This window comes from Mucilaginibacter aureus, assembly GCF_053514885.1.
Genome location: NZ_CP170601.1, coordinates 2,676,819 through 2,702,312 on the forward strand (window position 1 = coordinate 2,676,819; position 25,494 = coordinate 2,702,312).

Here is a 25,494-nt window from a genome sequence, read left to right on the forward strand (position 1 = left end):
TTAATGACCGATATTAACACCAACGTATCTGAGCAGAACACAACCGTTGATGGTGGATTGGACATTAAAGCCATTTTATCAAAAATATTAACGTATTGGTATCTGTTTGTTCTAAGTATCCTGATATGTTTTTCTCTTTCGGTAGTTAACGCCAGTCTTACCCCGCCGGTATGGAATATTACAGGTAAAATATTAGTACAGGATGATAATCCAACTACTAATTCGGGGGGGAATAGTGTCCGTGATCAGTTACTTAATGCCGGTATTCCCAAAAATAATATTGATGATCAGTTAGAGATCTTAACCTCGCGCAACCTCATTAGTCAGTTAGTTTCAGAAACGCAATTAAATGTACGCACGTTTTTAATATTGCATTTTAAAGCTATTGAAATTTATCAGGAATTTCCCATTAAAATTTCGATCAATTACATTACCTCACCTGTTGTTGAGCAATCATACATTATAAATGTTTTAAATAATAATGAGTTCACCCTTGAAAATAAAAAAGGTGGCCCATTGGTAAAAGGCCGGTTTGGCGATAGCATACGTTTAAAACAGTATACTCTTGTGCTTCGAAGCAAAATTAGTGGTGCCGGCCTGGTTGGCCAATATGGTTTTAGTATCCAATCCGAAGATAACGCCATGACCGATTTTTTAGCGAACTTCTATGCTTCCACGCCCGATAAAACATCATCAGCTATCCTTCTTACTTATAACTATACCAATCCTAATAAAGGGGAGGCGGTGATAGAACAGTTGATGAAGGATTACCTGACAGCTAACCTTGAAAATAAAAAGAGAATTGCAGACAGTACCATTAAGTTTATTGATAGCAGGCTGGCATTGGTATCCGGCCAGTTAGCCGAGATACAAAAAGAATTTCAAAAATTTAAGCAGGATAATCATTTAATGGATGTGGGTACAAAAACCCAGATGCTAATGCAAAACCAGGTTAAATATAACGATGAGTTAAATTCGCAGGGTACACAATTAGCGATAGTTAACGAAATGCAGAAATATCTGTATAAACCCGGTAACAGTGTGCCAACCAACGTGAGTGTAAATGTTGGGGGGTTAAATACAGCTATTGATAGTTACAATGCCCTGGTATTGGAAAGACAAAGGCAAAAGCTTGTTTTAACTGATGAGAACCCACAAATCAAAAGCCTTGACAGGCAACTTGTAGACCAGCGTAATCTTTTATTAAAAGGATTTGAAAATTATAAACACAACTTGCTTGTAGAATATAATGAGAAAAAGAAGCAGGCTCAAATTATACAGGGAGATATAAGTAAAGTTCCGGAGATACAGCGGATTTATGATGATTTTATCCATAAACAAGCAATACATCAGGATTTGTATCAATACTTATTGCAAAGAAAAGAAGAGTCGTCTATAGCCAAAACTTCCACCTTTTCAAATACGCGTATCATCGAACACGCCAAAAGCGACCCTGATCCGTTTAAACCAAAAAAATCAGTTATTTACCTTATAGGTTTGGTTTTCGGTATTATCATCCCAACAATTTATATCGGTTTAAAAGAGTTTCTGAATACCAAGATCATGAGCAAGTATGATATTGAGCGGAAAACAAGCATACCTATTGTTGGTGAAATTGGCCATAAAACATCAGAAGAGGCTTTGATGGTAACTAAAGAATCGCGCTCAAACATATCAGAACAGTTTAGAAGTTTACGAACAAACCTGCAGTATCTTGTAAACCCCGGAAAGCCAAATGTCTTACTGTTCACGTCAAGCATGAGCGGCGAAGGAAAAACATTTTTATCCTTAAACCTGGGTAGCGCATTGGCTCTGGGCGGAAAAAGAGTGGTTTTTCTTGAACTCGATCTTCGCAAGCCAAAGTTTTCGATAAACCTGGGTTTAGATAACCAAAACGGTTTTACCAATTATGTGATATCAGATCAAATGGATTATCACAGCATATTAAAGCCCACCTGGTTTAATGAAAACTGCTTCCTGATATCATCGGGCCCGGTACCGCCTAACCCGGCTGAGCTGCTTATGAATGTTAAGCTCGAAAAATTGATAGATCAGTTAAAACGCGATTTCGATTATATTGTTATTGATACGGCTCCGGTGGGTATAGTTACCGATGCCTTGCTCGTTGAAAAATTTGCTGATATAACCTTTTACGTAGTTAGAGAGGAATATACGCACAAACCACAACTAGACCTCATTAACGAATTGAGAGAGTCAAACAAAGTAAAAAACCCCTATATCATTGTTAATGATATAAAATATCAAAAAGGTAACTCAATTTACGGCTATGGTTACGGCTACGGTTATGGCTATGGTTACGGCTATGGTTATGGAAGTGAGGAAGAGAGCAAGGGGCTATTTAAAAATATATTTGGAAAAAAATAAACGCCGATTTGTTTAAGTATAACATCAAAAAGTAGAATCTATAAAAAATAATGAAAAAAGCATTAGTAACAGGTGTAACGGGCCAGGATGGTGCCTATCTTACAGAGCTATTATTAGCAAAAGGATATGAAGTACACGGTATAAAACGCAGAAGCTCACTGTTAAACACCGATAGAATAGATCATTTGTATCAGGATCCGCATGAAACCAACGTGAAATTCAAACTTCATTATGGTGACCTGTCAGATTCTACCAACCTGATCAGGATCATACAACAAGTGCAGCCCGATGAGATCTATAATCTTGGTGCGATGTCGCACGTAAAGGTAAGCTTCGATACACCCGAATATACTGCCAATGCCGATGGTATAGGCACATTGCGCATATTAGAAGCCATCAGAATATTAGGCTTGGAAAAGAAGACCAAAATATACCAGGCTTCAACATCAGAATTGTATGGTTTGGTGCAGGCTGTTCCTCAGTCTGAAACCACGCCGTTCTATCCACGGTCGCCATACGCAGTTGCTAAAATGTATGCTTACTGGATAACCGTTAACTATCGCGAAGCATATGGCATTTACGCATGTAACGGTATTTTATTTAACCACGAAAGCCCATTACGTGGTGAAACATTTGTAACCCGTAAGATAACCCGTGCTGTAGCAAAAATTTCGGCAGGGTTACAGGACTGTTTGTTTTTAGGTAACCTGGATGCACAACGCGATTGGGGACATGCCAAAGATTACGTGGAGGCCATGTACCTGATATTGCAGCAAGATACTCCTGAAGATTATGTTATAGCAACAGGAGTAACCACCCGCGTAAGAGAATTTGTGCGTATGGCATTTAAAGAAGTAGGCATCGAGGTTGAATTTAAAGGAACCGGCGTTGATGAAAAAGCCTATGTTGTATCGTGCTCAAATCCGGAGTTTCAGTTAGAAAAAGGTAAACTGGTAGTAGCGGTTGATCCTAAATACTTCCGCCCAACAGAGGTTGACCTATTGATAGGTGACCCAACCAAATCAAAAACCAAATTAGGCTGGACACCTAAATATGACCTGGCTATGCTGGTTAACGAAATGGTTGCTGCCGATGTTGATCACTTCCGTAAAGAAAGATTATTGAAAGAATCTGGCTATGTGATTAAAAACCAGTTTGAATAATCTGGTTTTATCGATCTCTGGTAGTACTATAAAATAAAAAAATAAGCAATAAGAAATGGATGATGTAACCCAATCATGGGATCTGGAGATAAAGCCAAAAAGTAGCCTGCTCAGTATTAATTTAAAGGAGCTGTGGCATTATCGTGATTTGATGTGGCTGTTTGTACGTCGTGATTTTGTTGCGCAGTATAAACAAACCATATTGGGGCCGCTGTGGCATATTATCCAGCCCATATTTACCACGCTAATGTTTTTGTTGATTTTTGGGAAAATTGCAAAAATTTCGACCGATAACATTAAGCCAGAGATGCTGTTTTATATGTCAGGCATAACCATCTGGACCTATTTTGCAACGTGTTTAACCAACACCTCAAACACTTTTGTAGCCAATGCATCCATATTTGGCAAGGTGTATTTCCCAAGGCTTGTTCTACCACTGTCAGTAGTGTTATCTAACATTGTGAAGTTCGGGATACAGTTTTTGCTGCTTTTGGTATTGATGCTGTATTTTGCCATATTTAAGAATTATCCTATTGCATTTTCAATCAATTGGCTGTACATACCGTTGCTGATAATGCTTATGGCGGGTATTGGCTTAGGTTTAGGTATCATTATCTCTTCATTTACTACCAAATACCGCGACTTTGCAGTGCTGCTCACTTTTGCTGTACAGCTGGGTATGTACGTAACCCCGATCGCCTATCCTTTATCTTATTTGAATGACAAATCATACAGATGGTTGATAACGATCAATCCGTTAACACCCGTAGTAGAAGCATTCAGATACTCATTGTTTGGTAAAGGTACGGTTGATGCAGGGCAGATGATATACAGCGTCATTTTTATGATCGTTGTGTTGATCATAGGGGCAGTTTATTTCAATAAAGTCGAAAAAACATTTATGGATACTGTTTAATTGTCCCATTCGGGAGTAATTAAGACAGTAACTTGCTATAATTTGAAATTTAAACGTAATGGGTAACAGTGTAATTAGTGTTGAAAATCTTTCAAAGCAATATCGCCTGGGTGAAATTGGCACCGGTTCTATGGTGAACGATTTGAACCGCTGGTGGCATACAGTACGCGGGAAAGAGGACCCATATCTTAAAATTGGCGAAACTAACGACCGAACCACGGCCGGCGACAGCCAATATGTTTGGTCGCTTAAGGATATCAATTTTGAAATATCACAAGGCGATGCTGTGGGTATTATTGGCCGTAACGGCGCCGGTAAAAGCACTTTGCTTAAAATATTAAGTAGGGTAACCCAACCTACAACAGGCGGCGTAAAAGTTAAAGGGCGGATAGCCAGTTTATTGGAAGTTGGCACCGGCTTTCACCCCGATTTAAGCGGTCGAGAAAACATATTTCTTAATGGTGCCATTTTGGGCATGAGGAAAGAAGAGATCAAACGAAAGTTTGATGAGATTGTTGATTTTGCCGGCGTTGAAAGATATATCGATACCCCTGTAAAAAGATATTCATCGGGGATGTACGTGAGGCTGGCGTTCGCGGTAGCCGCTCACCTGGAGTCGGAAATTTTAATAGTTGACGAAGTATTAGCTGTAGGCGACGCCGAGTTTCAGAAAAAATGCCTTGGCAAAATGAGCGATGTAAGTAAAGGCGAAGGCCGTACCGTATTGTTTGTAAGCCACAGCATGGCCTCTATAAAAGCACTTTGTAACAGGGCGATTTTGCTTGATAAAGGAACCATTAAACACGATGGCGATATTGCGAGAGCAATCGACCTGTATCTTGATAACGATAATACTCCTGATTTAACCGAGATAGAATTTCCGCGTGAAGACCTGGAGGTGTATGTAAGCAAAATATATTTAAACAACGAAAAGGGTGCATTATTAAACTCGTTTAGTAATGAAGATAAAATATTTGTACATGTAGAAGTTGAGGTACAGCAGTTTATAGAACAGGTTGAGTTTAGCGTTTGTTTAACAAACTCAAACCACGTCAATGTTATTTTTTCAAGCTTATCCGACAGTACCAACAAAGTACCGGTTTCTTTAAATCCCGGAAAGTATAACCTTAAAATGGAGGTTAAAGATAATTTATTGGTGCCGGGTGCATATAGTTTAAGCCTGTACACACACTTTAGAAATATAAAATCGATAAAAGCATACGAGCAGGTATTGAAATTTCATATTTCAGAAGTTGGATCATTACTGGCCCCATATGGTAAGGATGCATCAAACGTGGCCTGTGTAATTGGTGGAGGCAGCTGGTCAATACAACCTGTATAATCACTTATGTTAAACAACCCCAAAATATCAGTAATAATGCCCTGTTACAACGGGGAAAAGAATATTGAAGAAGCTATTGGCAGTTTTTTGGAACAGGTTTATGATAACAAGGAATTAATAATTGTTGATGGGAAATCAACCGATCGATCGCATGATATTATTAAGAGCTACCTATCAAAATATGACAATATAAAATGGGTAAAAGAGAATGATATCAATGTTACCGACGCTTTAAATATCGGTATCAAAGCATCTGATGCTGATTTTATCGGGTTTTTAATGACAGACGATCATTACATATATCCTAATTTTTTTGTTGACTGTGCGCAGTTGGCAAGATATGTTGATTTTGATGTTTTATATTCAAAAACCTATTACTATTTAACAGCAAATGGCCAGCGATGGATACATTACTGGAAGCCGGAGCAAAAGCTGGACCGTACTGAAATGTTTGTAGAAGGGTCGTCGGTAGCTATTATTGATAGTACGATAATACGAAGATCGGTTTTTGATGAGCATAAGCTCGACCCGGAATATAACCTGTGTTCGGATTATGAGTTTTTTTTAAGGATTGCCGATGGAAAGACTTTGTTTTTATACCTGGACCAGTTTACCACCTGTTGCTTGTATGAGGGCGATAATTTAAGCGCACGTAACAAAGCGATACAGTTGCAGATGTTTGCCAAAGTAGGGATAAGGGTTTTAGTTGATAACTTATCGGAAGCCGACTACTTGCTTTATTACAATATGTTACAGCCCGAGTATAAGTTTACTCAGACCGAACTAAAAAGAGCCGAAGAGATATTGGCCTTGCTGCTAAATGCCAATAATGCAACGGCGTTCTATAATGTTCAGTTTTTTGCGGCGTACGTTAAAGACATCTGGAAAAAAATAAATACGAGGAGTAAAGGCAACGGCATAAAAACAGCCTACCAGATTTGCTCTTCGCCGGTATATAATAATGGAGCAAAAACAAACACATTGCTTTTACTTGGAAAATTAATGATGCGTAAATTAATTCATAAAATCAGTAACTAATGAACAGACCTGTAAAAAACTCTTATGAAGCTCTCTTCTTTGATTCATTAAGAATAAGACTGGCAGAAGAAAAAATTGTTGAAATTTATCCGTCGGATAAAATTCAAAGCCCGGTTCACCTTTCAATTGGTCAGGAAGCGCTTGCGGTGGGTATATGTAATAATTTACTTGTATCCGATATGGTATATACATCGTACCGTTGCCACGCTTATTATTTAGCTAAAGGCGGCGACCTGAATGAGATGTTTGCCGAACTGTATGGTAAAGCCACAGGTTGCGGCAAAGGTAAAGCCGGCTCAATGCACCTTGCTTCAAAAAAGGTGAACTTTATGGGCTCGTCTGCAGTGGTAGCCAGTACCATTTCAAATGCGGTTGGTTCGGCTTTAGCCAGCAAAATACTCAATAAAAAGCAGGTGTCGGTAGCGGTGTTTGGCGATGGCGCGTCAGAAGAAGGTTCGTACCACGAATCGTTAAATTTTGCAGCCGTGTTTAAACTGCCGGTTATTTTTGTTTGCGAAAATAACGGGCTGGCTATCCACTCCAAACTCGGTCAGCGTCATAGTTTTGATGTTCACGAGCATGCTAAAGGTTACGGCATAAAATCAATTTATATTGAAGAAGGTTACGACTTTGTTAAGATAAACGAGGTGATGAAAGAAATTGTAAACGAGGTTCGTGAGCAAAGCATCCCTTATGTGGTTGAGATAAAAACCTACCGTTATAAAGAGCATGTGGGTATAGGTGATGACCATCATGTGCCTTACCGCTCAAAAGATGAATTTGAGCAGTGGAAGCAAAAGGATCCACTAATACAGGATGCCGGACTGATAGCACAGTTTACCGAGGAAATTGACAATGAAATAAAAGCAGCGGTGAAATTTGCCGAAGAGAGCCCGGTTCCTGCTGATGAAGAATTATTAACGGATATTTATTAATCAAAGATGGTTGCAATGAAACATAACGAAAAAGTTATTAAATATAAAGACGCTTTACTGACGTCGATGGATGATGCCTTAACACGTTTTCCGGGTGTAGTTATCATGGGGCAGGGGGTTGACGACCATAAAGGAACCTTTGGCAGTACTACCAACCTTGCCGAAAAACATGGAGCTCACAGGGTGTTTGATATTCCACTGTCTGAAGAAGGTAACACCGGTATTGGTATTGGAGCAGCTTTAAATGGCCTTTACCCAATACAAACGCATATCCGTAATGATTTTAGCTTGCTGGCCATGAGCCAGATAGTGAATACAGCTGCCAAATATAAATACATGTACGGCGGCCACTTTAACGTACCCATGATGATCCGCATGATCATTGGGCGCAGCTGGGGCCAGGGTGCACAGCACTCGCAAAGCTTACAATCATTGTTTGCGCATATACCAGGTTTGGTTGTATTGATGCCAAGCAGCGCTGATGCTGTGCTGGAATCGTACAACTACGCGGTAGAACACTATAAAGGTCCGGTTATTTCAATTGAGCACAGGTTGCTGTACGATTATAGTTTTAAATCCACCTATGGTGATAGCAATGCACCGGCACACGATCCGTTTTCATCAAGATTGGTACGCAAAGGTGATGATATAACCATTGTAGCAACATCAATAATGGTAATTGAAGCGCAACGCGTAGCAGATTACCTGGCAAAAGAGCTCGATATCCATTGCGAAATTATCGACCTGCACTCTATCTCACATCCTGATAAAGAAATGATATTGAATAGCGTGAAAAAGACCGGTAACTTAATTATAGCCGATACAAGCTGGCAGGCCTATGGTGTTTGCGCCGAAGTATCGAGAATTGTTTGTGAGCATGATCCGGCGATGTTAAAAGGCCCTATAGTGAGCTTAGGGATGCAGCCATCGCCATGCCCTACCACTAAAAAACTGGAAGACCTGTTTTATCCTGATGATTATACATTTACCAAAAAGATAGTAGAAATGGTGAAAGGCAAAGATCACGGTTTAGCGGTAGCCAAAACATCTTTGAATGAGACTTATAAATCGTTTAAAGGGCCATTTTAACAAATTATAATGACAGTAAGCGTTAAAAATATCATACAAGAGGATGCAAAGTTAATTTGTAATAAAATTGATTTTAACGCTCTTCATGGTAAAACGATATTGATATCAGGAGCTTCGGGCTTGCTTGGGGTATATTTTATTACCTGCTTAAAGCTGCTGAACGAAAGCGGACTGGATATCAAAACCATAGCCGTTTTCAGATCGGAACTGCCGGATTATCTGTTGCAGGGCGAATTTCCAAATCTGCAGATATTTAAAGGCGATATAACCGACTATGAGTTTTGCAAAAGTTTGCCCAATGCCGATTTTATTGTGCATGCAGCCGGCTACGGACAGCCCATCAAATTTATGGATGAGCCCGAAAAAACCATCAAGCTGAATACGTTTTCAACGTTTTTACTTTTTGATAAACTGAACAAGGGTGGCCACTTTTTATTTGTAAGCAGCAGCGAGGTATACAGCGGTTTAACGACGCAGGTATACACCGAGGAACAAATAGGCACCACCAATACATCGCACCCAAGAGCTTGCTACATTGAAGGGAAAAGAGGTGGTGAGGCTATATGTTATGCTTACAGCAGTAAGGGTGTAAATGCACATTCGGTAAGGCTGGCGCATACTTACGGACCGGGTACAAAGAAAGGTGACAAGCGGGTTATCCTGTCATTTATTGAAAAAGCATTACAGGGTAAAATTGAGATGCTTGATGCAGGCGAAGCTTTGCGAACTTATTGCTATATTGCTGATGCTGTTGAGATTATGTGGAATATACTGCTTAAAGGCACACAAAGCGTGTATAACCTTGGCGGTAATTCACAAACATCAATTGCGGGTCTGGCGCAAAGTATCGGTAAAATAATGGGCGTTCCGGTTATTGTTCCTGAAAGCACGCAAGGCGTATCGGGCGCTCCAACCGATGTCCAGCTTGATATGACCCGCGTAAGGACTGAGTTTGGTAAGACGGATTATGTTCAGTTGGATGAAGGATTACAAAGAACCATCAACTGGTATTTAAATATAAATGCATGATGCAGAAAGAAGATAAAATATATGTTGCGGGCCACAAGGGCCTTGTAGGATCGGCTATATACAGAAGGTTGCAGCAAGAAGGCTATACTAACCTGGTAGTAAAAACATCGAAAGAGCTGGATTTGAGAAACCAGGCGTCGGTAGATGAGTTTTTTGCTACAGAAAAACCTGAGTATGTGTTTTTCGCAGCAGGTACCGTTGGCGGTATTATGGCCAACAAAACTTACCCGGGCGATTTTATTTTTAATAACGTGATCATGATCTTCAACACGTTAGAAGCCGCACGTAAAAACAACGTTAAAAAGTTTTTGTACCTGGGCAGCAGCTGTATCTATCCTAAAAACGCGGCACAGCCAATTAAGGAAGATTACCTGCTTACCGATACGCTTGAGGAAACAAACAAGCCCTACGCCCTGGCTAAAATAGCCGGAGTTGAGCTGTGCTTATCATACAACAAGCAATACGGAACCAACAATATCTGCCTGATGCCAACCAATATGTTTGGTATTAATGATAATTACGACTCGCAAAACTCGCACCTGGTGGCAGCGCTCATCAGGAAGTTTTATGAGGCAAAAGCAAATCAAGTGCCCCACGTAATGTTATGGGGAACAGGTACACCTAAACGCGAGGTGCTTTCAGCAGATCAGTTGGCCGATGCCTGCTTGTATTTTATGCAGAATTACTCGGGTAATGATATCATCAATATCGGCAGCGGCGAGGACATCACTATTAAAGACCTGGCGCAAAAGATCAAACAGATCTCGGGTTACGAAGGAGAGCTGCAATTTGATATTACCAAACCCGATGGCACAATGAAAAAACAACTGGATGTATCGCGCGCATCCGAGTTGGGCTGGACCAGCAAAGACACTTTAGATGAAGACCTGGAGAAAGCATACCATGATTTTTCAGACAACTATATTCAATACACTAAACAATAAAATAAAGCACTATGTGGAAATTACAGGAGAATATACTCGAAGACGTTGATAAGCAATACCTGGTTAACTTTATCAACACGACTGAACGCTTTACACAGTTTGAAAAAGTAAAGCAGTTTGAAGCTGCATGGTCGGCATGGCAGCAAATTGGCTATTCAACCTATGTAAACTCGGGTAGTTCGGCCGATTTGATCATGATGGATGCTGTAAAAGAATATTACAAGCTGGAAGACGGTGCTGAAGTATTAGTGCCAGCCGTTACCTGGACAACCAACATCACATCGGTTATCCAAACCAAACTTACACCAGTATTTGTTGATGTTAACCTGAGCGATTTTTCTTTTGATTGTGATAAGCTGGAAGCCGCTATTACGCCAAAAACCAAGATCATCCTGATCACTCATCTGATTGGCTTGCCGGCCAATATGGATAAGATAAAAGAGATTGCGGATAAGCACAACCTGCTGATACTGGAGGATTGCTGCGAATCGCATGGTGCTACTTATAACGGTAAAAAAGTCGGCAATTTTGGCGTGGCCAGTACATTCAGCTTTTACTGGGGACACCATTTAACTACAGTTGAAGGCGGTACGATCTGTACTGATAATGATGAACTGAATGATCTCTTCATCCTGAAAAGATCGCACGGTTTGGCCAGGGAACTGCACCCGTCAAAGCACCAAAAATATAAGGATATGTATCCTGATATTGATTTTAACTTTTTGTTTGTAACGCACGGTTACAACTTCAGAAATACCGAACTGCATGCTGTATTGGGTATTGAGCAGTTGAAACATCTGGATAAATACATCTCTATCCGTAATGCCAACCACAAAAGATACCTTGATATTATCTCCCCGATAAGCGACCTGTTGTATGTCGTAGATAATCCGGGTATTTCATCGTTCTGCCTGCCGTTCATCTTTAAAAATAAAAAAGATAAAGACCTGTTTAAAAAAGTGCTGATCGAGAACGAGATCGAAAGCCGCCCTATTATCAGCGGTAACCTGCTGGTACAGCCATGCTTTAAACAATATGGCAACTATGCCGATTTTACAAATGCACAAATAGTTCAGGAAAACGGTATTTACATAGGCAACAACCAGTTTGTTAATAACGAAAGGCTTAATAAGCTAAGTGAAATTTTAAAGGACACGTTTGCTAATGAATATACCGTCTGAGTTATATCAGTCGATATTAAAATCCATACCGATTTTGTGTGTGGATGCATTGATAGTAAATGGAGGAAAATGCCTGCTGCTATTACGTGATAACGAGCCCGCTAAAGGTACTTACTGGTTTCCGGGCGGGCGCGTACATAAAAATGAATTGATCAAAGACGCGGTTTTACGCAAAGTAAAAGAAGAAACTAATCTGACCTGCGTGTTTGAAAAGATCATATCAGTTGAAGAAACCATGTTTGAACAAGAAGGTGGCATGGCCACGGATGTACATACCGTAAATGTATGTTGCTTGTTACATGCTGTTAATATTGATGAATTAGAGGTGGACAAATTACACGCAGGTTTTAAATGGGTTAACGCTTTGGATGAATCCTATCATCCGGGAATTAATAACCCGCTGTCACTGTTGGGCTATGTTTAGGTGATTTAGTTTATGAGCGAAATAAAGATATCGGTAATACTGCCAAATTATAACAGTGAAAAGTACCTGCAGCAATGCATCGATAGCTTTGTTGAACAAAAATACGATAATAAGGAGCTGATAATAGTTGATGCCAAATCAACTGATTCATCGCACCGGATCATCCAGGACTTCGCTGATAAATACCCCAATGTTATCTGGGTAAAAGAACCGGACACCTGCGTAACAGACGGGTTTAATATCGGATTAAAATATGTTTCGGGCGATTTTATCGGTTTTATGTCGTCAGATTCGATTTATTATACCGACGATATTTTTGCATCAATAAACTCAAGCTACAAAAAGATAAAGTTTGATTGTGTTTATTTTAACGCGTACAGCTATTATACACAGGATGACAGGAAAAGTATCACTTTACGCAACTGTAACTACGAGTTTACCCGCGATACTTTTTTAAAACAGATGTGTTTTGTACCGTTTGAAAACATCCTGTTTCACAAGGATATTTTTAGCAAGTACAAATTAGACCCTAGTTATAACCTGGCGTCGGATATCGAGTTTTATTTGAGGATATTGGAGAACAGGTTATTGGGTTTCTTTATTGATAAAGTTTCGACTGTGAACATTTATGACGGGGAAAACCTGAGCATGGCGTTCCCGCAGAAACAGTGGGACCAGTGGTTAATGGTTGATATCAAACCGTTGTTTGAATCGGAAATTATACCTGAAAGCGAGTTTCAGATACATAAACAACTGATACAGGGAACGTTTACGGTTAGTAAGCAATATGTTAAAGATATTGAAGCCTGGCTGCTTAAACTTATTGAAGCGAACCAGCGCGCCGGGTTTTATAACGATGGCGTTTTTAAAGATAAGTACGCACCTTATTGGTATGATCTGTTGCTGAAAAGCAGGCGGTATGGATTATGGACGTATTTTAAATTTACCAGGTCGCCGCTATCAAAAAAGGTTTTACAGTTACCTGTTAAAAAGAAGGTAAAGCTTTTATACCAATGTACTATCGGTTTTTTTAAAGGCAACTGATATGGTGTCGATAATTATGCCGGCATTTAATGCCGAACGATTTATTGAGGAAACGATATTATCCGTACAGAACCAAACATACACGGATTGGGAACTGATCATTGTTGATGATGGTTCAACAGACCAAACTGCCGCGATAGTGAAAAGCATGCAGGCAGATAAACGGATAAAATACGTCTATCAGCAAAATAAAAAGCAGGCCGCGGCACGAAATAATGCATTAAGCAATGCAACGGGTAATTGGATAGCATTTTTAGATGCAGATGATGTGTGGCCAGCTTTAAAACTGGAGAAACAATTGAAGTATGCCGAAGAGATCAATGCTGATGTTTTTTATACCGGCGGAGAGATTGTAGATGAGCAGGGAAGGTTTATTTCGGGTTACAATACGGTTTATGGACGATGCCCGGCTATTGAAATGTATAAGCTATTGTTCGAAGGAAACCCTATCCCCATCCTGTCAGTGATGTTTAAAAGGGAGTGGTTTGAGAAGGTAGGTTTGCAGGACGAAGATACACGGATGACGGGTTGTGAGGATTGGGACTATTGGGTGAGGTTAGCTAAAGCCGGAGCCGATTTTTACGGAATAGACGAGAATTTATTTAGCTACAGAAGGTATGAAAACAATACCTCGAGTAATTATGTGAAAATGACCATGGCGCAGGCATGTGTATATATAAAGAATTTTGATCAGGCCATTTTTAATGCGGATGATAAAAAACGGATATTTAATTACCGCTTACCGTCGCTAATAGTAACCCTGATCAAGGCCAACCGATTGCAGGATGCTAAATATATTTTGGATAAAACCAAGTTGATACTGCCATCGGTTATTAATTATGTTGACGAACTGCTCATAAATTTATTGGGAACAAGATCGGCACGAATAGTAAATAAATTAAATAGCTATCGACTATAACTGTACCAGGCTTAGTTTAAAATGAAAAAGAAACTGGTTTTATACTTACTTAAAAAGCTCCCGCTTTTTGTATACTACTATCAACGCAAGAAGATGGAGGAGGTAAGATCACAGCCCAATGTTTCCATACATGATAGCTTTTTCCTCGGAGATCATAGTGAAATTAAGATAGGCGGCAGTTGTAAAGAATTAACCATTGCAGAAGGTGTTTCGGTACTTAAATTTTGCAATTTTTTGATTTACCCCGCCGGGCGTCTGCAGATCGGGGCCAATGTTTTTTTTAATAATTACTGCTCTGTTAGCTGTTTAGGCAATATTGAAATTGGTGAAAACACCATGTTTGGTGAAGGGGTTAAGATCTACGATCATAACCACGCTCACCATTATGACAACGGGACGCTTAAAGTTGAAAAATCGGAATTTAAAACCGGCTCCGTAAAAATTGGAAAGGATTGCTGGATAGGCAGCAATGTAACCATTTTGAACAATGTTGAAATTGGCGATAACGTAATTGTGGGCGCACATTGTTTGATCTATAAATCGATCCCGGCAAATTCGATCGTAAAGCATGCCGAGAATTTGATCATTACAGAAAAGCCATAAGATGTATACTGATGTTTAACGTTTTTAGATAAAGATGCCCTCGAAAAATAAAATATTATTTATATCGCATGATGCTTACAGAACCGGGGCTCCCATTGTTCTGATCCATCATTTGGCGGCATTAAAAAAAACGTATCCCGAGGTCGATTTTGATATTTTATTAAAGTACGATGGCGAAATGGCGAAAGATTTCAGGGCTATTGCACCAACTTTTGTTTTCCCGTATCCATCAATAACTGATAAGATCAGGAAGAAATTGTTTAAATACAACTACAGGAAAGACAAAGCCAAACAGGTAATAGGCGAACAATATGGCATTATATACGGCAACACGGTTGTAAGTGCCGACTTGCTGGCACTGGCAAAGCAGAATAATGCGAACGTGATTACTGTTTGTCATGTGCACGAGCTGGATATTTCTATCAAACAGTTTTTTGGTAAGGATAACTTTTTAGCTGCCATACCATTTATAGATCATTTTATAGCGGCATCGTATGCCGTAAAGGATATTTTAACCGGGATTTACCAGATACCCGGAGATAAGATCCATATCCATCATGAGCATATCCCGGTACCGAAAGATCCGGCGAAATATCTACAGGATAATCAAAAATTCAGCACTGTAATAAATAATAAAGGCCTTAAAATATGCGGTTCGGGCACGCAGGATTGGCGAAAAGGTATCGACCTGTTTATTCAGGCTGCTTTTAATTTAAACCAATCGAACCCAGAGGCTGATTTTCATTTCTATTGGATAGGCGGGAAGGCCGGCAGTGTAGAATACGAAAAGGCAAAATACGATATGGAGAAAAGCGGAGTGGGGCACAGGATCACTTTGATCGACAGCACTCCTGATCCGTTATCGTACATGATGTTGTGCGACTTGTTCTTACTGTCATCGCGCGAAGACCCCTTTCCCTTGGTTTGCCTTGAAGCGGCTGCATTGGGTAAACCCATTATTTGTTTTAAAGGATCAGGCGGAATGGTTGAATTTGTTGATGATACCAATGGCTGGGTGATCAACTACCTTGATTTTTTGCAGTTGAACAGTGTTTTAAAACCATTGGTTGAAAAACCGGAGGCACTGCAAATTGTAAAAGACAAAGGGCTTGCGTCAAAGCAAAAAGCGGCGGAGTATGATATTGAGAAAGGTGTAAAAAAATTAAAAACGTATCTGGATACGTTGGTGAAATAATAAAAATAGAAATGAGGATCGCTTTTACCATTTGCTCAAATAACTACCTGGCTTTAGCCAAAACATTGGCCGATTCTTACCATATCCATAATCCGGGAGCTCAATTTGTGATATGCCTGGTAGATAAAAAGAGCGATGATGTAGACTATAGCCAGATTAAAGATACCGAGGTTGTAGCCATTGAGGATGTAAATATACCCGGTTTTGGCGACCTGGCCGATAAATATGATATTGTAGAACTGAATACTGCAGTTAAGCCATTTTTTATTGAATACCTGTTTAAAAGGGATGTCGCAGCAAGTAAAGTAGTTTATCTTGATCCGGATATCTATGTTTTGGGATCATTTAGCGAGGTGGATAAAGAACTTGGGGAGCACACCCTAATGGTTACACCACATATCACCCAACCATATCCATTGGATGATAAAGTACTTCCCGAAAGGACCTATTTAAATTACGGTATTTATAACCTGGGCTTTATAGCCGTAAACCGTTGTGCCGAAGCCGACAAGTTTTTAGTGTGGTGGCAGGAGCGTTTGCGCAGGTTTTGTTATATTGATTTTGCCGATGCCTGCTTTACCGACCAGCTATGGGTGAATTTTGCTCCCATATTTTTTAAAGATGTGAAAGTGAGCCTTCACCAGGGCATTAACGCTGCCTATTGGAACCTGGAAGACAGGCAGGTAAGCGGTGGTGAGCAAAAGGTGGTGAATGGTACTTATCCGCTTGTGTTTGTACACATTAGTGGTTTTAACCCGTATAATCCGGCCCAGATCAGTGTTGTACAAACCCGTATTGATATTACCCAGCGGCCGGATATCGCACCGATCTATGCAGAATATGCGCAAAAGGTGCTGGATAATAACTACGAGGGTTTTAAAAAGATACCTTGTGTTTATGTGTCACGTCACCGTGAATTTAAAGCCAGGCAAGCCAGGCAACAGGTTAACAGCAGCAGGAAAAATAAACTGCTGTATCTGGCCTATAAAATAACACCCGGCGTGGTATTCAAAACATTTAAAGCAATAAACAGAGAGTTAAAACATTATAAAGACCTGTAATTTAAGGGTGTTATACTGAGTGACAATAAATTTGAAACATCGAGATCAATGAAAAAAATATTAGTAACCGGCTCTTCGGGTTTAGTAGGATCGGAAGTATGTATGCACTTTGCTAAGGACTACGAGATTCACGGATTAGATAATAACCAGCGTGCCGTATTCTTTGGTCCACAGGGCGATACCCGCTGGAATCAGCAACGCTTAAGTTCGGTGATTGAAAACTTTCATCATCATGAACTGGATATCCGCGACAGGCAGGGCGTGTTGGACCTGATCAAAACCATCAAACCCGATGTAATTGTGCATACCGCTGCACAGCCAAGTCATGATAGGGCGGCAGCTATCCCGTTTGATGATTTTGATACCAATGCTGTAGGTACTTTAAACTTACTGGAAGCTACCCGTCAGTTTGTGCCTCAAACGCCTTTTATCCACATGAGCACCAATAAGGTGTACGGTGATGCACCAAACAAGATCAAATTGAAGGAGCTGGAAACACGCTGGGACTATGATGACGCAACTTACGAACATGGTATAGCAGAAACATTTACCATTGACCAATCGAAACACTCGTTGTTTGGCGCGTCAAAAGTGGCAAGCGATGTGATGGTGCAGGAGTATGGCCGTTACTTTAATATGTACACCTGCTGCCTGCGTGGCGGCTGCTTAACCGGGCCAAACCATAGCGGCGTTGAGTTGCACGGCTTTTTAAGCTACCTGGTTAAATGTAACCTGGAAGGTAAAAAATACTCGGTATTTGGTTACAAAGGTAAACAGGTGCGCGATAATATCCACTCGCATGATATAGCGATGTTTATGGAAGAGTTTATTAAAGCCCCGCGCGTTGGCGAGGTTTATAACCTGGGCGGTGGTAAGGATAATACCTGTTCAATTTTAGAAGCCTTCGCCATTACCGAAAAATTCAGCGGTAAAAAACAGGTTTATGAGTATGTAGATAAAAATCGCGAAGGCGACCATATTTGCTATTACAGCGACCTGCGTAAAATGAAAGAACATTACCCGCAATGGGATATTACTATCAGTTTGGAAGAAACCATCAGGCAAATTGTTGAGGCCTGGAAAACAAGAATGGCATAACCATGAAAATATTGATAACCGGTGCTGCCGGATTTGTGGGCTACCAAATGGCGAAATACTTTAAGGAGTATTACACCGATGCCACCATATTGGGTATTGATAACCTATCGCGCCGGGGTAGCGAGTATAACGTACCCCTGCTTAAAGAACTGGGCTGCACGTTTTTTCATGGTGATATTCGCAACAAGGAAGATGTTGACGATTTGCCGAAAGTTGACTGGGTAATTGACTGCGCCGCTAACCCATCGGTACTGGCCGGTTTAGAGGGTGGCAGCTTTGGACTGATCAACAATAACCTGATCGGTACCATATATCTGCTCGAGAAATGTAAAAGAGATAACGCAGGCTTTATTATGCTGAGCACCAGTAGGGTGTACAGCATTGATGAGTTGAACAGAATACCGCTTGCCGAAAAAGAAGATTGCTTTGCGATAGAGCAAAATGCCCAATACCCGCGAGGCTTTTCTGAGTGGGGAGTTGCTGAGAGTTTCAGTACATCGGCGCCTATATCATTATATGGTTCTACAAAACTGGCGTCGGAAGTATTGGCGTTGGAATACCATTATACTTTTGGTTTCCCGGTTTGGATCGATCGCTGCGGGGTAATTGCCGGTCCGGGTCAGTTTGGTAAGATAGACCAGGGCATATTTTCGTTCTGGATATACCAGTATTTGCTGGGTAAGCCATTATCGTACATCGGTTTTGGCGGCAAGGGTAAACAGGCCCGCGACTTTTTCCATCCGCGCGACTTGTTTAGCATGATACAAATGCAAATTGCCGAGCCCGATAAAAAAGTAAGCAGGCTGATGAACCTGGGCGGAGGAGTTGAGAATACCTATAGCCTTGCACAACTTGATGCGTTTTGCAAACAGCAATTTGGCAATGATAAAGTGATCAACAGCATTACCGAGAACAGAAGCTTTGATATCCCGCTTTACGTTACCGATTACTCACTGGCTAAAAAGGAGTGGGGATGGCAGCCTAAAATGACCGCTGAAGGCATACTTAATGAGATTACGGAGTACGCCCGCAAAAACATCGACCTAATCAAAAAACTTTAACATCAAATAGTTTCCCCACTAAATGAATACAGAAAAACTGAAAATAGCTTATATAACCGGCGATTGCGCTACACTGGGTACCTACTTTAGGTGGCACAATATAGCAATGGGCCTGGTTAATATGGGACATACTGTTACAGTTTTTTGTGTGGATAATAACAACGTACCCGTAGCACGACAGGAAAACCGGGATGGGGTAATTTATAAAATCGCAGAAAGCTCAAAAGGAAAATCACTTTTTGGTACGATAAACCACCCGGTTACTTCGCTTAAGCGGATATTTACTGATTTTGAAGAATGTGATATTGTGCATGTTTTTCAACCCTTCCTATCGGTTTACCTGCCTTGGAAATTCAATTTCAGAAAGAAAGCCCGTATCAGTTTTTTTGATTGGGATGATCTTTGGGTTGATGCCGAGCGTGATAAGGAAAAAAAGAATTTTAAATCGGCATGGGATTATAAGCTGAAGGGGTATTTTGAACGTAAGATACCATCGGTAAGCGAACACATGACGGTTTGCAGCAAATTGCTTAAAACACTGGCTATTGAGCGGGGTGCAAAACAGGTTGATGTTATTCCCAATGGTTTTTGGGAGTACGATGTGCCTGAAAAAAGTGCGGCGAGAGAAAAATTAGGCTTGCAAAAAGATGCGGTTTATGTGGGCTTTATGGGGCGTACAGGATTTGAACTGCACTGGGCCTTTAAAGCTTTTGAAACTTGTTTAAAACAGGGAATGAATATCAGGTTTGCCTTGTGCGGCCCGACTATTGACATTATGGATGGGCTGACAGAAGAAGTGCGGAGCCATCTGGATTACCTGGGGAGCCTTAGCCCGGCTGATACCCGTTACTTTGCTGCGGCCATTGACCTTGGCCTGCTGCCGCTGATGAAAACCGAATTTAACGAAAGCCGTTTCCCGATAAAATTTGCTGAATACCTGGCCGCCAATTTACCGGTGCTATGCTCGGAAGTTGGTGAGGTAAACGAATACGGAAAGAAATACCCTTGGGTAATTAAAGCAGGCATCAGCGAAAGCGACTGGATAAAACATTTTATAGAAACCGTGCAGCTGTTGATTGATGGTAAGCTGGTGCCGGTTAACCGTGATGTGGTGCTGAACGACCTTTCGTGGGAAGGGATCTCAAAACAAGTTGAAAAGGTATACCTGGAGGCTGCGAAGAAATGAGGATAGGCAAGATCAAATACCAGGGTGGCATCACCAAAAAGCTTTGCCAAAGGCGGGCCGAGGCGAATAAGAAAGCGTTCAGGCAAGAGCTTGCTACCATCGATATTTCGGGAATGGTTAGCCCTGGCAAGGTTAATTTCGAGATCATCAGTTTTTCGGGAGCGGGGAGTTTTGAGGACCAGGTATTATCTATCTTTTCGTTTTTGGTTTATGCGGGTACACCGGTAAAATGGCTGATCTATTCGGATAAATCGTACACCGACGAGCACAAGCAACTCTTTAAAACCCAATTTCCGTTCGTTACGGTGGTTGACTGGGATGTACCCGACCTGATCAGGGAAAAGCAGGTGCTGAGCGATTATTTGAAAGAATGCCATTTGGCTAAAAAGTTAAATGTGATCGTTGGTCATCCGTATACCAAACAAACCATCTATCTCGATTCGGATATTATTTTTTATAAAAACTTTGGCTATTACATTAATAGCGGCTTGCTGAATAAAGGGTTGTGGTATGCGCCAGATACGATGTGGGGTACTTACCCAGACATTTATTTTAAGGATAAGGTTACTTCGATTTATCCTTTAAATTCAGGATTGCTGGTGCTGGATCAATCATTTAATAAAGCTGATATATTTGAGTATCTGGAAAATTTAAAAGGTAAGTATCACTATTTTTCGGAACAGTCGTCGTTTGAATATGCGTTCAGAAAGCAGAACGCCAATGTGCTTGATCCGCGACAGTTTATTATAGATACCGCCGATCAGTTTGATTTTGCAACGAAATATTATCCGGATGAAATGGCTATGCGGCATTATACCGGGCCCGTAAGGCATAAAATATGGCAAAACGGGTGGAAATGGCATTTACAGGCTAAGCAATAAAAAGAGAAGCATGTCGATCAGAAAAAAGATATTATCGAACGAGTTTACAGTGCCTGATTACCTCAGTGTATCACACTTTCCGTCGCTTGACGGGATACGGGCGATATCGGTATTTATTGTACTGCTGGCGCATGGTAATGCCGAGTTTAATGTGGGCATTATTAACGCGCTGCTTGCCGGCGGTGTACTGGGCGTTTATATCTTTTTTGTAATCAGCGGCTTTTTGATCACTACACTGCTTTTAAAAGAGAAGGTAAAAACAGGCACTATATCGCTGCGTAATTTTTACATCAGGCGGGGGTTAAGGATATTGCCGGTGGCCTATCTGTATCTGATCGCCTTGTTCATCTTACACGTATTTATGGGGCTGAAAGTGGCGCCGATAGAATATGTAGGATGTTTACTCTTCCTGGTTAACCTGGGGTATTTCCATACGGGGGTATATACGGGGCACTTTTGGTCGCTATCGGTTGAGGAGCAGTTTTATATTGTTTTCCCTTCCATCCTGAAAAGAAACTACCGGGTTTATATTAACTTTTTGCTGATACTGCTGGTGCTGATACTGGTGGTAAAATCGGTTGATGTAAGTAAATTACATGCATCGCACCACTTGATTACCGGGTTCAGTATTTTTAAAGAACTGATCTATCGGTTAGATGGTATCATCATTGGTTCGCTGTTGGCCATCAGTATGTTTAAGGGGATCTTCCCGATGAACTTTGTGTACAGGTACAAAATTTTGCTGCACATCACCCTGATCCCGATCATATTAATTTTGTTTAACGACCTGCTGTTTTATTCGCCGTTTAACTCGGTAATATCGGCGGTTTTGATAGCTATACTTTTAGCCAGCAACTTAAAAACATCGGGCGATTACCTGTTCAAGTTTTTAAACCTGCGTATTTTAAAACGGATAGGGATCTTATCGTACAGTACATATATCTGGCAGCAGTTGATCTTGTTCAGGTTCAATAACGTTTTTAATAACAGTCAATATAAATACTGGGGGCTGGTGGTGTGTTTGTTTATCTTATCGGCGGTGGTGTATTCGTCGTATGAGTTTTTTGAGAAACGCTTTTTGAGTTTGAAAGAGCGATTTACCAAAATAAAAAGTAGCAGTAATTAGGGCAGTGCAATAGTAATGATATGAAACTTGAAAAAATTGTTTCGCTGGCGAATAAGAACAGCGAAGTACGTTTCCTGGCTATGGTAAGATCGTTACGCGCTACCGGTTGTAATTTGCCGGTGTGGGTAATACCTTATGATAATAACCGGTTTGACCTGCCCGAAAATTGTATCTGGTGGGAGATGCCCGAAGTAATATCATACCTCGACGCTGCAGGGAGCCATAAAATGATGCGTAAATATCAATGTTTGCTTACCACCAACTATCAGTATGTGGATTCGGATATTGTTTTTCTGCGCGATCCCGAAAAAGTATTACAAAATGTTAGTGGCTTTATTACCTCGTGCGGGCACTGGCTGCACCCCGAACATACTTATGTTGCCTATACTTTGGAGCTTTACAAAGCCAAAAGTACCTTGTGGGAGAAAAATGTTTTTAATGCCGGGCAGTATGCCTGCGATGTACAGCTATTCGATTTTGCCGGGTTAAAGGCGGTAATAGAAAGCGACCCGCAGATCAAAGAGATCTGTTTAAATTCGAGAACTTACGACCAGGTAGCTTTGAATTTGCTGATTTTTTTATCGGGAATTGATGTGAATAACCTGACGCTGCAGCCCTACCGGATGGAATCGACCTGGGCGGGGAGCTATACCGATGCTGATTATACGCGTTACTGGCAGGATGAAGATAAAAAGCCGTATATTATTCACTGGGCGGGATGTAACATGGAAATTTCAAGGCCAATAGATGAGTTATTTCTTAACCGTTTAACCGATAGCGAAAAGCAAGTGTTGGAGGCTCAGTTAAAGGATAAGAACAAAACCAGCGTACACAGCATACGCAGAAGCCTGTCAAAATTAAAGAGGATAATAAAACCCTGAAGCGTAAAAACAGATTGATAAAATGAGTAAAAGTAAACCAAACGTTTTTTTAATATGCACCGGTGTGGGCCACATTAACCGGGGGTATGAAACGTTTACCATCGAGTGCTTTGATGAGTTGAAATCATCGCCCGATTTTGATCTGTTTTTACTGAAAGGGGCCGGAAAATCGGCTCGTCATGAATTAACAATACCCTGCATCAGACGCAACACCAAAGCAGCCCTGTTTTTATCAAAAATTACTGGCCACGAAAAATACTGGGTAGAACAATTTACCTTTTTGATAGGCATGCTGCCAAGTTTGATCAGGCGTAAGCCAAGTGTAATTTATTACAGCGATTTTGTATTAGGTACCTTTTTGTTCCACTTGCGTAGATTTTTAAAGTTTAAGTATAAGTTGTTATTCTCCAACGGTTCGCCTAACGGGCCACCGTATAAAACAGAAGATCATGTGCAGCAGTTATTGGCTATTTATGAAAAAGAAGGGATAGATGGTGGAACGCCGCCCGAAAAGCAGACGTTGTTACCTTACGGCTTTAAGATAGATATTGATGATCGCCGTAAGGCCATTAAGGAAAAGGATGCGTTGAAAAAAACGCTTGGGCTTGACCCGGATAAAAAGATCGTACTTTCTGTAGGAGCCATAAACAAGTACCATAAACGGATGGATTATGTTGTTAATGAGGTTGCCAAACTGCCCGATGACTATTTTTTGGTGATACTTGGCCAGTACGAACAGCAAACCGAAGAAATTAAAAATCTTGCTGCTAACAAGCTGCCCGGCAGGCACATTATTGCAAACGTATCGCCTGCAGAGGTGAAAAAGTATTACGTGGTATCCGACTATTTTGTGCTCGGCTCATTAGTAGAGGGCTTTGGCAGGGTTATTATTGAAGCTTTGAGCTACGGCATGCCCTGCGTGGTCAATAACTACGTAAATGCTGTTGAAGTTTTGGGCGAATACGGCGATTATGTGGATATGAAAACCGAGGGCGCTTTATCGGCGGCATTGCTGGTCCACCAGGACAAATTTAGTAAAGAACAGCGTATTGAGGCGAGTTACAATATCTACTCGTGGGATAAGCTGAAGGAAGGATATTCGGATATGATTAAAAAATTGATCTGGTAAAGGCTTATGTTAATTTCAATCATCGTACCCACGTGTAACCGCAACGACTTATTAGTTGAGTGCCTTGACAGGCTTGCGCCCGAAAAGCAGCAGGCAGGTGTGGAGTATGAATTGATAGTTACCGATGACAGTAAGGATAACAGGGCAAAAAGCCTGATCGAAAAAGAGTATACCTGGGCTCGGTGGGTTGAAGGGCCTAAGAGCGGGCCGGCTGCCAACAGGAACAATGGCGCTAAAATGGCTAAAGGCCAATGGTTGCTTTTTATTGATGACGATTGCCTGCCCGACGCCGATGTTTTAAAAGAGTACTACAAAGCGATACAGCAAAACCCTGATGTTTTAGTGTTTGAAGGCTGTATTACCGTTGACAGGCCGCAAGAAAGTTTTATTGAAGAATCGCCGGTAAATGAAACCGGTGGATTTTTATGGGCTTGTAATTTTTTAATTGACGCAAAGCTGTTTTTAAGCGATCTGAAAGGTTTTGATGAAGATTTTCCGTACGCTGCGATGGAAGATGTTGACCTGGATTATCGGTTGAAGAAAAAACAGATCAAAGTACTTTTCGTAAAAAGCGCTTTTGTGATACACCCGTGGCGTATGCAGCAAAAGGTGGTATCCATAACTATGAAACGGTTTAAATCGCTTTTATACTATTTGGAGAAACACCCTGAAATGTCGAAAAAACTAAGTACGAGGTACTTTTTGCACATGGTTTATAATGCTACTGTAGCGCTGTTTAAAGATGCCTGGCGGTACAGATTCAGAGGGTTTTGGGGTAGGGTAGTATTTATCTGGCTGCATTTTTATTTTGCCATCTACTTTATATTTAACAAGTATACTATCCCGGCCGAACAACAATAATTT

At 40.8% G+C, this 25,494-nt stretch carries 24 protein-coding genes; all 24 read left to right on the top strand.

Annotated elements, in window-relative coordinates:
- Positions 1 to 3 precede the first annotated feature (3 nt).
- The 24 genes from ACFGVR_RS11440 to ACFGVR_RS11555 are packed head-to-tail and all read left to right on the top strand — an operon-like array spanning position 4 to position 25,491.
- On the top strand, positions 4 to 2,385 hold the full coding sequence (locus ACFGVR_RS11440) for a GumC family protein (protein ID WP_448702955.1): 2,382 nt from the start codon (positions 4 to 6) through the stop codon (positions 2,383 to 2,385).
- A 50-nt stretch (positions 2,386 to 2,435) separates the two neighbouring features.
- Positions 2,436 to 3,548, top strand: a complete 1,113-nt coding sequence (gene gmd / locus ACFGVR_RS11445) for a GDP-mannose 4,6-dehydratase (protein WP_448702956.1) — start codon at positions 2,436 to 2,438, stop codon at positions 3,546 to 3,548.
- 55 nt (positions 3,549 to 3,603) lie between these two features.
- Positions 3,604 to 4,464 (top strand): ABC transporter permease, encoded by an 861-nt coding sequence (locus ACFGVR_RS11450; RefSeq protein ID WP_448702957.1) that lies wholly within the window; start codon positions 3,604 to 3,606, stop codon positions 4,462 to 4,464.
- Positions 4,465 to 4,522: 58 nt separating this feature from the next.
- The gene (locus ACFGVR_RS11455; protein ID WP_448702958.1) at positions 4,523 to 5,806 is read left to right on the top strand and encodes an ABC transporter ATP-binding protein; all 1,284 of its coding nucleotides are present in this window, start codon (positions 4,523 to 4,525) and stop codon (positions 5,804 to 5,806) included.
- 36 nt (positions 5,807 to 5,842) lie between these two features.
- Positions 5,843 to 6,844, top strand: coding sequence for a glycosyltransferase (locus ACFGVR_RS11460; protein ID WP_448702959.1), 1,002 nt, complete (start codon positions 5,843 to 5,845; stop codon positions 6,842 to 6,844).
- Positions 6,844 to 7,779, top strand: a complete 936-nt coding sequence (locus ACFGVR_RS11465; RefSeq protein WP_448702960.1) for a thiamine pyrophosphate-dependent dehydrogenase E1 component subunit alpha — start codon at positions 6,844 to 6,846, stop codon at positions 7,777 to 7,779. The genes ACFGVR_RS11460 and ACFGVR_RS11465 overlap by 1 nt, the downstream gene beginning before the upstream one ends.
- A 15-nt stretch (positions 7,780 to 7,794) precedes the next feature.
- Complete coding sequence (locus ACFGVR_RS11470) at positions 7,795 to 8,868, top strand: alpha-ketoacid dehydrogenase subunit beta (RefSeq protein ID WP_448702961.1); 1,074 nt, start codon at positions 7,795 to 7,797, stop codon at positions 8,866 to 8,868.
- Positions 8,869 to 8,877: 9 nt separating this feature from the next.
- Positions 8,878 to 9,897 (top strand): NAD-dependent epimerase/dehydratase family protein, encoded by a 1,020-nt coding sequence (locus ACFGVR_RS11475; RefSeq protein WP_448702962.1) that lies wholly within the window; start codon positions 8,878 to 8,880, stop codon positions 9,895 to 9,897.
- The gene (locus ACFGVR_RS11480) at positions 9,894 to 10,841 is read left to right on the top strand and encodes a GDP-L-fucose synthase family protein (RefSeq protein WP_448702963.1); all 948 of its coding nucleotides are present in this window, start codon (positions 9,894 to 9,896) and stop codon (positions 10,839 to 10,841) included. The genes ACFGVR_RS11475 and ACFGVR_RS11480 overlap by 4 nt, the downstream gene beginning before the upstream one ends.
- An 11-nt stretch (positions 10,842 to 10,852) precedes the next feature.
- Positions 10,853 to 12,022 carry a DegT/DnrJ/EryC1/StrS family aminotransferase gene (locus tag ACFGVR_RS11485; protein ID WP_448702964.1) on the top strand — a complete coding sequence of 390 codons (1,170 nt, stop codon included), beginning with the start codon at positions 10,853 to 10,855 and terminating at the stop codon, positions 12,020 to 12,022.
- A complete protein-coding gene (locus ACFGVR_RS11490) occupies positions 12,006 to 12,446 on the top strand; it encodes an NUDIX domain-containing protein (RefSeq protein ID WP_448702965.1) in 441 nt (146 codons plus the stop codon). The genes ACFGVR_RS11485 and ACFGVR_RS11490 overlap by 17 nt, the downstream gene beginning before the upstream one ends.
- 12 nt (positions 12,447 to 12,458) lie before the next feature.
- Entirely contained in the window at positions 12,459 to 13,490 is a 1,032-nt protein-coding gene (locus ACFGVR_RS11495) for a glycosyltransferase (protein ID WP_448702966.1), read from the top strand.
- A 1-nt stretch (position 13,491) separates the two neighbouring features.
- On the top strand, positions 13,492 to 14,409 hold the full coding sequence (locus ACFGVR_RS11500) for a glycosyltransferase family 2 protein (RefSeq protein WP_448702967.1): 918 nt from the start codon (positions 13,492 to 13,494) through the stop codon (positions 14,407 to 14,409).
- Positions 14,410 to 14,430: 21 nt separating this feature from the next.
- Entirely contained in the window at positions 14,431 to 15,012 is a 582-nt protein-coding gene (locus tag ACFGVR_RS11505) for an acyltransferase (protein WP_448702968.1), read from the top strand.
- A gap of 34 nt (positions 15,013 to 15,046) precedes the next feature.
- Entirely contained in the window at positions 15,047 to 16,207 is a 1,161-nt protein-coding gene (locus ACFGVR_RS11510) for a glycosyltransferase family 4 protein (RefSeq protein WP_448702969.1), read from the top strand.
- Positions 16,208 to 16,218: 11 nt separating this feature from the next.
- Positions 16,219 to 17,268, top strand: a complete 1,050-nt coding sequence (locus ACFGVR_RS11515) for a hypothetical protein (protein WP_448702970.1) — start codon at positions 16,219 to 16,221, stop codon at positions 17,266 to 17,268.
- Positions 17,269 to 17,316: 48 nt separating this feature from the next.
- The gene (locus ACFGVR_RS11520) at positions 17,317 to 18,366 is read left to right on the top strand and encodes an NAD-dependent epimerase/dehydratase family protein (protein ID WP_448702971.1); all 1,050 of its coding nucleotides are present in this window, start codon (positions 17,317 to 17,319) and stop codon (positions 18,364 to 18,366) included.
- 2 nt (positions 18,367 to 18,368) lie between these two features.
- Positions 18,369 to 19,427, top strand: a complete 1,059-nt coding sequence (locus ACFGVR_RS11525; protein WP_448702972.1) for an NAD-dependent epimerase/dehydratase family protein — start codon at positions 18,369 to 18,371, stop codon at positions 19,425 to 19,427.
- A gap of 22 nt (positions 19,428 to 19,449) precedes the next feature.
- A complete protein-coding gene (locus ACFGVR_RS11530) occupies positions 19,450 to 20,613 on the top strand; it encodes a glycosyltransferase (protein ID WP_448702973.1) in 1,164 nt (387 codons plus the stop codon).
- Positions 20,610 to 21,494, top strand: a complete 885-nt coding sequence (locus ACFGVR_RS11535) for a hypothetical protein (RefSeq protein WP_448702974.1) — start codon at positions 20,610 to 20,612, stop codon at positions 21,492 to 21,494. The genes ACFGVR_RS11530 and ACFGVR_RS11535 overlap by 4 nt, the downstream gene beginning before the upstream one ends.
- Before the next feature lie 10 nt (positions 21,495 to 21,504).
- Positions 21,505 to 22,620, top strand: coding sequence for an acyltransferase family protein (locus ACFGVR_RS11540; protein WP_448702975.1), 1,116 nt, complete (start codon positions 21,505 to 21,507; stop codon positions 22,618 to 22,620).
- Between the two features lie 20 nt (positions 22,621 to 22,640).
- Positions 22,641 to 23,501: a hypothetical protein gene (locus tag ACFGVR_RS11545; RefSeq protein WP_448702976.1), complete on the top strand. Its 861-nt coding sequence runs from the start codon at positions 22,641 to 22,643 to the stop codon at positions 23,499 to 23,501.
- A gap of 22 nt (positions 23,502 to 23,523) precedes the next feature.
- On the top strand, positions 23,524 to 24,630 hold the full coding sequence (locus ACFGVR_RS11550; protein ID WP_448702977.1) for a glycosyltransferase family 4 protein: 1,107 nt from the start codon (positions 23,524 to 23,526) through the stop codon (positions 24,628 to 24,630).
- 6 nt (positions 24,631 to 24,636) lie between these two features.
- Positions 24,637 to 25,491, top strand: coding sequence for a glycosyltransferase family 2 protein (locus tag ACFGVR_RS11555; protein ID WP_448702978.1), 855 nt, complete (start codon positions 24,637 to 24,639; stop codon positions 25,489 to 25,491).
- The last annotated feature ends 3 nt before the right edge of the window (positions 25,492 to 25,494 follow it).

Excerpts from the sequence above, each read along its gene's own strand:
- ACFGVR_RS11440 (WP_448702955.1), top strand. The coding sequence starts at position 4 with ATGACCGATATTAACACCAACGTATCTGAGCAGAACACAACCGTTGAT.
- gmd (WP_448702956.1), top strand. The coding sequence starts at position 2,436 with ATGAAAAAAGCATTAGTAACAGGTGTAACGGGCCAGGATGGTGCCTAT.
- ACFGVR_RS11450 (WP_448702957.1), top strand. The coding sequence starts at position 3,604 with ATGGATGATGTAACCCAATCATGGGATCTGGAGATAAAGCCAAAAAGT.
- ACFGVR_RS11455 (WP_448702958.1), top strand. The coding sequence starts at position 4,523 with ATGGGTAACAGTGTAATTAGTGTTGAAAATCTTTCAAAGCAATATCGC.
- ACFGVR_RS11460 (WP_448702959.1), top strand. The coding sequence starts at position 5,843 with ATGCCCTGTTACAACGGGGAAAAGAATATTGAAGAAGCTATTGGCAGT.
- ACFGVR_RS11465 (WP_448702960.1), top strand. The coding sequence starts at position 6,844 with ATGAACAGACCTGTAAAAAACTCTTATGAAGCTCTCTTCTTTGATTCA.
- ACFGVR_RS11470 (WP_448702961.1), top strand. The coding sequence starts at position 7,795 with ATGAAACATAACGAAAAAGTTATTAAATATAAAGACGCTTTACTGACG.
- ACFGVR_RS11475 (WP_448702962.1), top strand. The coding sequence starts at position 8,878 with ATGACAGTAAGCGTTAAAAATATCATACAAGAGGATGCAAAGTTAATT.
- ACFGVR_RS11480 (WP_448702963.1), top strand. The coding sequence starts at position 9,894 with ATGATGCAGAAAGAAGATAAAATATATGTTGCGGGCCACAAGGGCCTT.
- ACFGVR_RS11485 (WP_448702964.1), top strand. The coding sequence starts at position 10,853 with ATGTGGAAATTACAGGAGAATATACTCGAAGACGTTGATAAGCAATAC.
- ACFGVR_RS11490 (WP_448702965.1), top strand. The coding sequence starts at position 12,006 with ATGAATATACCGTCTGAGTTATATCAGTCGATATTAAAATCCATACCG.
- ACFGVR_RS11495 (WP_448702966.1), top strand. The coding sequence starts at position 12,459 with ATGAGCGAAATAAAGATATCGGTAATACTGCCAAATTATAACAGTGAA.
- ACFGVR_RS11500 (WP_448702967.1), top strand. The coding sequence starts at position 13,492 with ATGGTGTCGATAATTATGCCGGCATTTAATGCCGAACGATTTATTGAG.
- ACFGVR_RS11505 (WP_448702968.1), top strand. The coding sequence starts at position 14,431 with ATGAAAAAGAAACTGGTTTTATACTTACTTAAAAAGCTCCCGCTTTTT.
- ACFGVR_RS11510 (WP_448702969.1), top strand. The coding sequence starts at position 15,047 with ATGCCCTCGAAAAATAAAATATTATTTATATCGCATGATGCTTACAGA.
- ACFGVR_RS11515 (WP_448702970.1), top strand. The coding sequence starts at position 16,219 with ATGAGGATCGCTTTTACCATTTGCTCAAATAACTACCTGGCTTTAGCC.
- ACFGVR_RS11520 (WP_448702971.1), top strand. The coding sequence starts at position 17,317 with ATGAAAAAAATATTAGTAACCGGCTCTTCGGGTTTAGTAGGATCGGAA.
- ACFGVR_RS11525 (WP_448702972.1), top strand. The coding sequence starts at position 18,369 with ATGAAAATATTGATAACCGGTGCTGCCGGATTTGTGGGCTACCAAATG.
- ACFGVR_RS11530 (WP_448702973.1), top strand. The coding sequence starts at position 19,450 with ATGAATACAGAAAAACTGAAAATAGCTTATATAACCGGCGATTGCGCT.
- ACFGVR_RS11535 (WP_448702974.1), top strand. The coding sequence starts at position 20,610 with ATGAGGATAGGCAAGATCAAATACCAGGGTGGCATCACCAAAAAGCTT.
- ACFGVR_RS11540 (WP_448702975.1), top strand. The coding sequence starts at position 21,505 with ATGTCGATCAGAAAAAAGATATTATCGAACGAGTTTACAGTGCCTGAT.
- ACFGVR_RS11545 (WP_448702976.1), top strand. The coding sequence starts at position 22,641 with ATGAAACTTGAAAAAATTGTTTCGCTGGCGAATAAGAACAGCGAAGTA.
- ACFGVR_RS11550 (WP_448702977.1), top strand. The coding sequence starts at position 23,524 with ATGAGTAAAAGTAAACCAAACGTTTTTTTAATATGCACCGGTGTGGGC.
- ACFGVR_RS11555 (WP_448702978.1), top strand. The coding sequence starts at position 24,637 with ATGTTAATTTCAATCATCGTACCCACGTGTAACCGCAACGACTTATTA.